Source organism: Microbispora sp. KK1-11 (assembly GCF_006874435.1).
Lineage (GTDB): Bacteria > Actinomycetota > Actinomycetes > Streptosporangiales > Streptosporangiaceae > Microbispora > Microbispora catharanthi.
In genome coordinates this window covers 300,501-309,850 of the sequence record NZ_VIRJ01000003.1, presented here as the reverse complement: position 1 = coordinate 309,850, position 9,350 = coordinate 300,501, and the positions used below count along the sequence as shown (strand labels likewise).

At 72.6% G+C, this 9,350-nt stretch carries 9 protein-coding genes; 3 read left to right on the top strand and 6 right to left on the bottom strand.

Translation table 11 applies throughout. From position 1 onward, the window contains the following. Positions 1-20: 20 nt before the first annotated feature. Positions 21-1,229, bottom strand: coding sequence for an MFS transporter (locus FLW16_RS06965; RefSeq protein WP_142558815.1), 1,209 nt, complete (start codon positions 1,227-1,229; stop codon positions 21-23). A gap of 66 nt (positions 1,230-1,295) precedes the next feature. Between FLW16_RS06965 and FLW16_RS06960 the strand changes: the two genes are divergently transcribed. Then, the gene (locus FLW16_RS06960; protein ID WP_221890930.1) at positions 1,296-1,793 is read left to right on the top strand and encodes a MarR family winged helix-turn-helix transcriptional regulator; all 498 of its coding nucleotides are present in this window, start codon (positions 1,296-1,298) and stop codon (positions 1,791-1,793) included. Between the two features lie 18 nt (positions 1,794-1,811). On the opposite strand, the gene holA is transcribed toward FLW16_RS06960, so the two are convergent. The 4 genes from holA to FLW16_RS06940 all read right to left on the bottom strand — a co-directional run bounded on the left by holA (position 1,812) and on the right by FLW16_RS06940 (position 4,915). Beyond that, positions 1,812-2,777, bottom strand: coding sequence for a DNA polymerase III subunit delta (holA, locus tag FLW16_RS06955; protein ID WP_142558813.1), 966 nt, complete (start codon positions 2,775-2,777; stop codon positions 1,812-1,814). 138 nt (positions 2,778-2,915) lie between these two features. Continuing rightward, complete coding sequence (locus FLW16_RS06950) at positions 2,916-3,683, bottom strand: SDR family NAD(P)-dependent oxidoreductase (protein WP_142558811.1); 768 nt, start codon at positions 3,681-3,683, stop codon at positions 2,916-2,918. Between the two features lie 108 nt (positions 3,684-3,791). Next, positions 3,792-4,550 carry an SDR family NAD(P)-dependent oxidoreductase gene (locus FLW16_RS06945; RefSeq protein ID WP_142558809.1) on the bottom strand — a complete coding sequence of 253 codons (759 nt, stop codon included), beginning with the start codon at positions 4,548-4,550 and terminating at the stop codon, positions 3,792-3,794. Between the two features lie 98 nt (positions 4,551-4,648). Next, entirely contained in the window at positions 4,649-4,915 is a 267-nt protein-coding gene (locus tag FLW16_RS06940; RefSeq protein WP_142558807.1) for an Atu4866 domain-containing protein, read from the bottom strand. Positions 4,916-5,060: 145 nt separating this feature from the next. On the opposite strand from FLW16_RS06940, the gene FLW16_RS06935 reads away from it, so the two are divergent. Next, positions 5,061-5,909: a helix-turn-helix transcriptional regulator gene (locus FLW16_RS06935; protein ID WP_142558805.1), complete on the top strand. Its 849-nt coding sequence runs from the start codon at positions 5,061-5,063 to the stop codon at positions 5,907-5,909. Between the two features lie 145 nt (positions 5,910-6,054). Here FLW16_RS06935 and FLW16_RS06925 read toward each other — a convergent pair whose 3' ends face one another. Further along, the gene (locus FLW16_RS06925; protein ID WP_260614967.1) at positions 6,055-8,814 is read right to left on the bottom strand and encodes a ComEC/Rec2 family competence protein; all 2,760 of its coding nucleotides are present in this window, start codon (positions 8,812-8,814) and stop codon (positions 6,055-6,057) included. Between the two features lie 185 nt (positions 8,815-8,999). Between FLW16_RS06925 and FLW16_RS06920 the strand changes: the two genes are divergently transcribed. Next, entirely contained in the window at positions 9,000-9,308 is a 309-nt protein-coding gene (locus tag FLW16_RS06920) for a hypothetical protein (protein WP_142558803.1), read from the top strand. Positions 9,309-9,350 lie beyond the last annotated feature (42 nt).

The following is a 9,350-nucleotide window of genomic DNA, read 5'->3' as shown; positions in this document are numbered from 1 at the left end:
GCCCGCCGTCGCCGCGGGCGTCAGACGGGCACGGGCGGCTGCGCCGCCTCCTCCGTCGTGCGCCGCCGGACCTCGGGCAGGGCGAGCACGGCCAGGTTGACCGCGGCCACCAGCGCGGCCGCCGTGAGCAGCGGAGCGGCGGTTCCGGCCCAGGCGGCGATCGGCGCGGCCGCCGCGAGTCCGAGCGGCCGGGCCGCGTAGGAGATGAGCGCGTCGAACGAGTCCACCCGGCCGAGGGCCTGAGGCTCCACACGCTGCTGCACGACCGTCTCCCACAGCGGCGTCAGCATTCCCACGCCCAGCATGGCGACGACGTACGCGGCGGTGACGAGCACGGCCGGCGCGGGAAACGCCGTCGGGAACGCGAAGGCGACGAGCGGGCACGCGTAGACCGCCGCCCCGGCGGCCGCCACGGCGAGGGGCCGCCGGATCGGCAGCCTGGGGGCCACGAAGACGCCGAGCACCGCCGCCACCGTTCCCGCCTGCGCGACGACCACCCAGACCGGTTCCCCGCCCAGGCTGCGTACGGCGATGACCGGGCCGAGGGTCAGCAGGACGCCCGCCCCGAGGTGCCAGACGCCGTGCCCGGCCACGCTGATCAGGAACCAGCGGTGCCGCCGTGCCTCGCGCCACCCTTCCCGCAGGTCATCGAGGAAGCGATCACGTCCGGTCGCCGGCCGGGGAGCCGTGACCAGACCGCCCAGCGTGACCGCGGAGCCCGCGAACAGGGCCCCGGTCAGCAGGAAGGACCAGCCCGGGCCGAGCCACAGCGTCATGCCTCCGGCGAGCGCGGGGCCGGCGATCTGGGCGAGGCCGCCGGCCACCCCGATGTGGGCGTTCACCCGCAGCCGGCGCTCCGCCGGGACCACTCCGATGACCAGCGGTGAGACCGCCGGGACGCCGAAGGCCACCGCGGCTCCGGTAAGCGCCGCGAGTCCCGCCATCACGGCGATGCCGGGGCGCCCGAGGAGGAGCAGCGACCCCAGCGTCACCTGGGCGGCGCAGCGGACCAGGTCGGCCACGAGGATCACCCGCCTCGGCGGGAAGCGGTCCGCGATCACTCCGCCGACCGGGAGCAGCAGGAGCATGGGCAGCATCTCGGCGGCGAGGACGACACCGAGATCGAGGGCGGAGCCGGTCACCCTGATGACGGCGAGGGTGAGCCCGGTGGGGATGAGGGCGGTGGCGAGCGCCGCGACCGTCCGCCCGGCGACCAGACGTGCAATCATGCGAGGGAAGATATTTCGCTAGCGAAGCTTTCGTCAACGTATTTTTATCTGGCGTATGATTATGCCGTGGACGACTCGGTGGACCGGCACATCGCGCGGTGGCGCGGCAAGGCGCCCTTCGACGAACGCGTGGAGGCGATCGTCACGCGCATGCAGTTCCTGGTGAAGCACCTGGCCCAGGCGAAGGACACCGCGCTGGCCGCGGTGGGCCTGCAGGACTTCGAGTACGAGACGCTTCACTGGCTCGGCGCCCGGGGGGAAGGCGGCCGGGCCACCCCGTCGGAGCTCGCCGCCGAGTTGAAGGTCTCTCCCGCCGGCATGACGGGCCGCCTGGACACCCTGGAGAAGGCGGGGCTCGTCCGGCGCATCCGCAGTGCGGAGGACCGTCGCCGGGTGGACGTGGAGCTGACGAGCGAGGGCCGCGCGATCTGGCTCAAGGCGATGGACCTGCGCGGCGAGGTCGAGGACGCGATGGTGGGCGTCCTGGGGCCGGACGACCAGGACGTTCTCGCCGCGCTGCTCAAGCGGATGCTGCTCCGCGTGGAGAACCCCGGCCACGCCTGAGCCGGCGGCGGAAGCGGCTCAGCGTTTGTTCCGGCTGGCCACGATCGTGTGCACGGCCTTCTCCAGGGCGTACGCCGGGTCGGTGCCGCCGCCCTTGACCTGCTCGTCGGTGGTGGCCACGGCCTGCAGGGCGGCGGAGATCCCCTCCGGCCCCCAGCCGGCCAGCTGGCGCTTCACCCGGTCGATCTTCCAGGGCGGCATGCCCACATGGCTCGCGAGCTGGCCGCCGCGCAGGTTGCGGGGTGCCCCGCCCACCTTGGCGAGCGAGCGCAGGCCTCCCGCCAGCGCGCTGACGATCAGCACCGGCGCCACGCCCGTGGCGAGGGCCCACCGGACCTGTTCCAGCGCCTCACCCAGGCGGCCCTCGATCGCCAGATCGGCGATGGTGAAGCCGCTGACCTCCGCGCGTCCCCGGTAGTACTTCGCGACCGCCGCCTCGTCGATGTTCTTGCCCTCGGTGTCGAAGGCGAGCTGATTGCAGGCGGCCGCCAGTTCGCGCAGGTCGCTGCCCACGGCGTCGAGCAGCGCCTGCGCGGCGGCGGCCGAGATCGAGCGGCCCTCCCTGCGGACCTCGGCCTTGATGAAGTCGAGCCGCTCCCCCGCCTTGGTCGGCTTGGCCACGGTGACGACGTCGGCGCCCGCCTTCTTCACGCCGTCCACCAGGGCCTTCCCCTTGACCCCGCCGGGGTGGGCCAGCACGAGCACCGTGTCGTCGGCCGGATGGGCGGCGTACTTCACGATCTCGGCGACGACGTCCTTCGAGAGGTCCTGCGCCCCGCGGATCACGATGACCGACCGGTCACCGAACAACGAGGGGGAAGCGAGCCCGGTCAGCTCCCCCTGCTCCACCTTGCTCCCCTGAAGGTCGTGCAGCTCCGCCCCCGGATCCTCGGCGCGCACCGCCGCCACGATGGAGCCGACGGCGCGATCGGCCAGGAACTCCTCGTCGCCGACGACCAGGGTCACAGGTGCTGGGTTCGCCATGTCACGCAGCATGCCACGCCCAGGCGGCCACGGCACATCCGCCTTCCGCCTCCGCCACGGATCCCGGCGCCCACAGCCGAGTTCGACCGGACGACGCCGGCTGCCGCCTACCGTGCTGCGGGGGTACGGGTCTGCCGCTCAAATCGCGGTGAACCCGCCGTCCGCCGCGACCACGGCGCCCGTGATGAAGCTCGAACGCGGCGATGCGAGGAAACAGAGCACCTCGGCGATCTCTTCCGGCTTGGCCACCCGGCCGAGCGGCTGGGCGCCGGCGAAGGACGCCAGGTACGCACGGCTGTCGGAGCGGAAGGTGTCGAGGAAGTCCGTCTCGATGACGCCCGCGGCCACGATGTTCGCCCGGATGCCCAAGGGCCCGCCCTCGACGGCGAGGACCTTGGTCAACTGGGCCAGTGCCCCCTTGGACGCGCTGTAGGCGGCGCCCTCGGGCAGGGCGATCGTGCAGACGTAGGAGCCCGTGCTCACGATGGCTCCACCACCAAGGTTCCGCATCGCACGGAACGCCTCGCGGGCGAAGAAGAAAGAGCCCCGGGCGTTGACCGCCATCACGGCGTCCCAGTCCTGCGCCGTCGTCTCTGTGATCGGCTTGTTGAGGGTGCGCCCGGCATTGTTGACCAGGATGTCGAGACCGCCGAAGACATCGACGGCCTCCCGTACCGCGAGGTGGGCGGTCGCCTCATCGGTGACATCGCCGACAAGGGGGTGCACGCCGGGAAACTCGGTGGGCAGCTCCTTCACCGCGGGGCGTTGATCGACGGCGACGATCTGTGCACCACGGTGGTGCAGCAGCCGGACAGTCTCCTTGCCCACGCCGCGCGCGGCCCCGGTGACGAGGGCGACCTTTCCGGCGAACTCGGCGGTCTCGACGGACGGATTCGCAGGTGTCATTGTCCATTCCTTGGGTGGTGAGGGTCAGACGCCGGTTGCGAGGCGCCTGAATCGCCCCGCGATGACACGGCGGCAGACTTTTCCGCGCGCCGTCCTGCGGGTCGCTGCTCAGTAAGCGGTGAGCCCGCCGTCCACGACGAGCTCCGAGCCGGTGACGAACGAGGAGTCGTCGCAGGCGAGAAAGAGAAAAGCGGGTGCGATCTCGTCGGCACGGCCGGCCCGGCGCATCGGGGTGCGCTGGATGTCCGGTTGTTGATCGCCCTGCTCGTCCAGGAGATCCTGGATCATCGGCGTCGCGATGACCCCGGGATGCACGGAGTTGACCCGCACTCCCTGCCGCGCGTACTCGACCGCGGCGGTCTTGCTCAACAGGCGCACCGCGCCCTTGGACGCCTGGTAGGCCGCGGCGGCGCCGCTTCCCACAAGCCCGAGCACCGATGACGTATTGATCACTGACGCGTTGCCACTCGCGCGCAGGAGCGACATCGCCGCCTTCATACCGAGCCAGGTGCCTTTCTGGTTCACGTCGATGACGCGGTCCCAGGCGTCCTCCCGCGTGTCCTCGATGCCCGGCCAGTCCACGATGCCGGCGAGGTTCACCAGCACGTCCAGCCTGCCGAACCGGTCGCGCACGACGCCGATCACGTCGTCCCACTCCCACGCGGAGGAGACGTCGAGGCGAGCGGCAACGACCTCCGCGCCACGCGCCTCGATCCGGTGGGCCAGGTCGCGCAGGGGCCCTTCGGCGACATCGGTGATCACCAGCCGGGCGCCTTCGTCGGCGAAGAGTTCGGTGGTCGCCGTGCCGATGCCGCCGGTCGCGCCGGTGATCAGCGCGACCTTGCCGGCGAGTCGTTGCCCTGTCATGGGAAATCCCCCTGTGTCTCGTTGTGCCGATCGCTGGGTCGGGTCTTGTGGCGTTGCGAGCTTCGGTCATATGCCGGTGAAGCCGCCGGCGACCTCGGTCATGACGGCCGCTCCTCCCGGTACAGCACGAGGTGCTCGTGATAGAGGACCCCGTCCCTGATGTCACCCGTCGCGGTGAACCCGGTGTCGTCGACGTAGTCGAGGTGGCTGCCGATCACCGTGTACCGGCCGGTGTACGCGCTGCGCCGCTCGCCGCGGGCCTCGTCGTAGCGGCCGTCCGGCAGCAACTCCTGGCGGATGTAACCGTCCGCTGTCACCCACGTTCCGATCACGTCGACGTCGTCGTCATCGGCGATCTGGGACATGGCGGGCTCCTTTCCTTTGCGCACTCCACGCGGTTCTGACTTGCTCCACCGAGTCTGCGCAGGTCAGGAGGCATCAACCAGGACGTGTGCTGCCTGGGTGCGGCACACCCAGGCAGCACGGCGGAGCGCCGCATAGCCTGAACACATGGACGGCAACCATCTGGGGGACTTCCTGCGCGCCCGCCGTGCCGGGCTGCAGCCGGAGGACGTCGGCATGGCGAGCTACGGGGCCCGCAGAGTCGCCGGGCTGCGCCGTGAGGAGGTCGCCGTCCTGGCCGGAGTGAACGCCGACTACTACACCCGCCTGGAACAAGGGCGCGAGCGCAACCCCTCACCCCAGGTGCTCGACGCCCTCAGCCGCGCGCTGCGCCTCGACGCGGATGCCCGAGCGCACCTGCACCTGCTGGCCGGGACAGCGCCGGGCTACCGGCCCTCCGCCCACGTCGCCGACCGGGTCAGCCCGGCGCTGCGCCAGTTGATGGACGGCTACCCCAGCACTCCGGCATTCGTCATGAGCCGGACCCTGGACATCCTCGCCACCAACTCCCTGGCCGACGCCCTTTACACCCCGTTCGATCCGGCGGACAACCTGGCCCGCATGACCTTCCTCGACCCCGCGGGCCGAGGCTTCTACACAGACTGGGACCGAGCGGCCCAGGCCACCGTCGCCAATCTGCGCCAGGCAGCAGGCTTCGATCTGGACAACCCGCGGCTACGCGAACTCGTCCGCACCCTCACCGAGCACAGTGTGGACTTCGCCCGCCTCTGGGACGCTCACACCGTACGCGGCAAGACCCAGGACGCCAAGCACTTCCTCCACCCCGACGTTGGACCCCTCACGCTCACCTACCAGGCCTTCGACGTACGCGACGCCCCCGGGCAGCAGCTTGTGATCTACCATGCCGAACCAGGCAGCGCCAGCGCCCAGGCCCTCGATCTCCTCGGCTCCATCCACGCCACCCGGCGCCGGGCCGAACCACATCCGCACCGTTGATCGGCAGGTCAGGAGCACTTCCACGGCCAGGGTCCGCCACCCCGGTATTCCGTGCGAACAGGCCGCTGCCGAGCGAGGCGCACGTGCCCGCGCTGGGCGCGGAAACCAACGTTCCGCTCTGATCTTCGTGCACGGCTCCACCCGCTCACTTGCCTCGTACGACGACGGCGAGACCGTTGTGGGCGGCGACGACGGCGATGTCCCCCGACAGGTCGGTGCGGTAGGGGCGCATGCCGAGCCAGCGCAGGCGCCGCAGCGTCAGCGCGGCGGGATGCCCGTAGTCGTTGACGGCGCCGACGCTGATGAGGGCGGCCCGCGCGCCCGTGGCGGCAAGGAAGGCCGGTGCCTGCCGGGACGACCCGTGATGGGGCACTTTCAGCACGTCGACCCGTGGCAGGCCGCGCCGCACCAGGGCTTCCTGCGCCTCCGTCTCCAGATCTCCGGCGAGCAGGGCCGCCCCCAGAACCGGCCCCGGCGCCGATGCTCCGGCCCCTGCCGCCGCCCCTGCCGCCGCTCCGGGCGCCGCGGCTGCGCCATGTGCCGCGGACGGGTCGCCTGGGTTGGGCGGTGCCGCAGGCCGGTTGAGTGGTGCCACGGGCGGGTCGGGTGGTGCGGTGCGGGGCCCGAACCAGCGGACCAGCAGGACGACGCTGGCGTTGTTGGCCGTCGCCCCCTCCCCGGTGCCCTGCGGCGCCGCACCGGGCTCGGGGGCGAGCACGGTGATCTCGCTCGGCCCGAACCGCCACCGCATCCCGGGGACCGCCTGCCATTCCGGGATCCGCGCCGTCCTGAGTCGCGTGGAGACGCGACCTGCCTCGCCCTCCGGCACGCGGCTCGGGCTCACGACGACCGCCCCCACCGCGCGGCGGCGCAGCACGCCCGGCAGCCCGCCGACGTGGTCGAGGTGGGGGTGGGTGAGGACCACGAGCGGCACCTGCCGCACTCCGAGAGCGCGCAGGCACCGATCGGCGGGGCCCGGCTGCGGTCCGGCGTCGACCACCACGGCCCGGCCGGGACCTGCCGCCAGCGCCAGGGCGTCCCCCTGGCCGACGTCGCACACGACCAGCAGCCATCCCGGCGGCGGCCAGGGCGACACCACCGGCATGGCCACGAGGGCGGCGAGCAGCGCTCCCGCCGCGAGCGCCACCACCACGCGTCTTCGCGCACGGCCCCGCAGGACGAGCCATCCCCCGACGGCCGCCGCCGCGAGCGCGGCGACGCCCGCCACTCCCCCGAACCACTGCGCCGAGGCGAACGGAAGGTCGGCAGCCCGTTGTGCCACCGCGATGATCCACCCCACGGCCCACCCCGCGGGGCGCACCAGCAGTCTGGCCAGGTCCATGCTCACCGGGGCGATCACGGCGGCCCCGAACCCCAGCACCGTCGCGGGCGCCACCGCGGGCTCCGCCAGCAGGTTGGCCGGGACCGCCGCCAGGTCGAGGCGCCCGGACATCAGCACCAGCAGGGGCGTGACCGCCGCCTGCGCCGCGGCGGTCACGGCCAGGGCCTCAGCGAGCAGACGGGGCACCCGGCGCGCCGTCAGACGGTCACGCCACCGGGGCGCGAGGACCAGGATGCCGCCGGTCGCGAACACCGACAGCGCGAAGCCCCACTGCCGGGCCAGCCCGGGGTCGAACACGACCAGCCCCAGCACGGTCGCCGACAGGGCGGCCACGCCGTCCCGGGTGCGGCCGGTGCCGAGGGCCACGGCGGCGACAGTTCCCATGACGAGGGCTCGCAGCACGCTCGGCGACGGCCTCGCCACGACCGAGAACGCGATCATCGCGAGGACCGCGACGACGGCCCGGATGGCCAGTGGCAGCCCGGCGAAGCGCCCGAGCAGCAGCACCGCGCCCGCCACGACCGCGAGGTTGGTGCCGGATACGGCGGTGAGGTGGCCGAGCCCCGCCGTCGCCAGGTCGAGCCGGACCTCCTCGTCCAGGCGCGACACGTCTCCGACGACCAGGCCGGGCAGCAGCCCGCGCTGATCGTCGGGCAGCACGTCGCTCGCCTCGCGCAGCCCCGCGCGCAGCACTCCGGCCGCACGTTGCACGGCCGAAGGCGCGCCGATCGGCTCGGGCTGCCCCCGCACGAGCATCACGGCCGCGACGGGCTCACCCTGCTCGGCCGGGCGCAACCGCCCGCGCACCCTGACCCGCTGGCTCGGCAGCAGCGGACGCCAGCCGTCGGCGGGACCGAGCAGCACGACGGGCACGTCCACGGCGTACCGCTCCTGAGCGGCCGACACCAGCAGCATCCGGGCCCGGACGATCGCCGTCTCCCGCCGGGACACCCCGCCCTGGTGCGGCCGGATGCGCGGATCGTCGGTGATCTCGGCCTCGGCGGTCACCATGACGTCCCGGCGGGCCAGGTCCGGCACCGGCCCGGTCGTCACCCCGTGAACCGTGAACGCCGTCACCGCGGCCGTAACGGCCACGGACGCCAGCACCGCCAGTGCGATCCTTGCGGCAGTCCCGCCCGTCCACCACTGCTGCTCTCCCGAGCGGTGCCGGGGTGCCACACCTGCCCATCCCCCGCCCGCGACGGCGGGGCGCTCTCCTGCCGGAGCCTGGCCGGGGTCGGCTACCTGGTCGGGGTCGGCTACCTGGTTGAGGTCCGCCACCTGGCTGCGGTGCCGTGCCAGGGCCCAGGTGACGGCGCACGCGACAGCCGCGGCCAGCGCAACGGCGGCTCCGGCGACGGCGGGGCAGCCGAGCAGCACGAGCGCCGTGAGCCAGGAGGCCACCGCTGGAGCGGCCAGAGCCGCCGGACCGGAGACCGCCCTGCCGCGCCCCTGCTCGTCGCGGCCCGATTCTTCACGCCCCCGCTCATCCTGCCCATGCTCATCCTGCCCCGGCTCGTCGCGGCCCTCGGGGAGGTCGTGGGGAAAGCCGGCGGTGGTCACACGGAGACCTTGTCGCGCATCTCGGCGAACTTCCTGTCCCCGAAAGTGAACGTGTCACGTGTATGACGTAGCAGGTCAACAGCAGGGCTAACGATTCGATCAACGCATGGGTGTACGGGTAACCCACGCGGGTGGATCATCCGTCCCAACACCGTCCAAGCTTCAACCACACCCGGAGTTCCACCGTGACCGAGCACCCCCCGGCCGGCCAGCAGCCGGACCCCCGCCAGTACCCGCAGCAGCCGTACCCGTACCCGGGGCCTGGTGGACCGCAGCCGCAGCAGTACGGGCAGCCGATGTACCCGCCGCCCGGCTACCCGCAGCAGCCGTACGGTCCGCCCTACGCGCAGCCGATGGTGTCGAAGACCCGGATCACCGGCACCGCGCACACGATCCACCTGATCCTGACGATCTGCACGTGCGGGGTGTGGGGCATCGTGTGGTTCCTGCACTGGCTGCTCACCCGGTCGAAGACGGTCACCAAGCCGTACTGACCTGAGGGTGAACCACGCCCGCCGGTCGGGCGTCACACATGC

Coding starts and splice junctions, on each gene's coding strand:
- holA (WP_142558813.1), bottom strand. CDS start 2,777: ATGGCGAACCCAGCACCTGTGACCCTGGTCGTCGGCGACGAGGAGTTC.
- FLW16_RS06950 (WP_142558811.1), bottom strand. CDS start 3,683: ATGACACCTGCGAATCCGTCCGTCGAGACCGCCGAGTTCGCCGGAAAG.
- FLW16_RS06965 (WP_142558815.1), bottom strand. CDS start 1,229: ATGATTGCACGTCTGGTCGCCGGGCGGACGGTCGCGGCGCTCGCCACC.
- FLW16_RS06935 (WP_142558805.1), top strand. CDS start 5,061: ATGGACGGCAACCATCTGGGGGACTTCCTGCGCGCCCGCCGTGCCGGG.
- FLW16_RS06940 (WP_142558807.1), bottom strand. CDS start 4,915: ATGTCCCAGATCGCCGATGACGACGACGTCGACGTGATCGGAACGTGG.
- FLW16_RS06945 (WP_142558809.1), bottom strand. CDS start 4,550: ATGACAGGGCAACGACTCGCCGGCAAGGTCGCGCTGATCACCGGCGCG.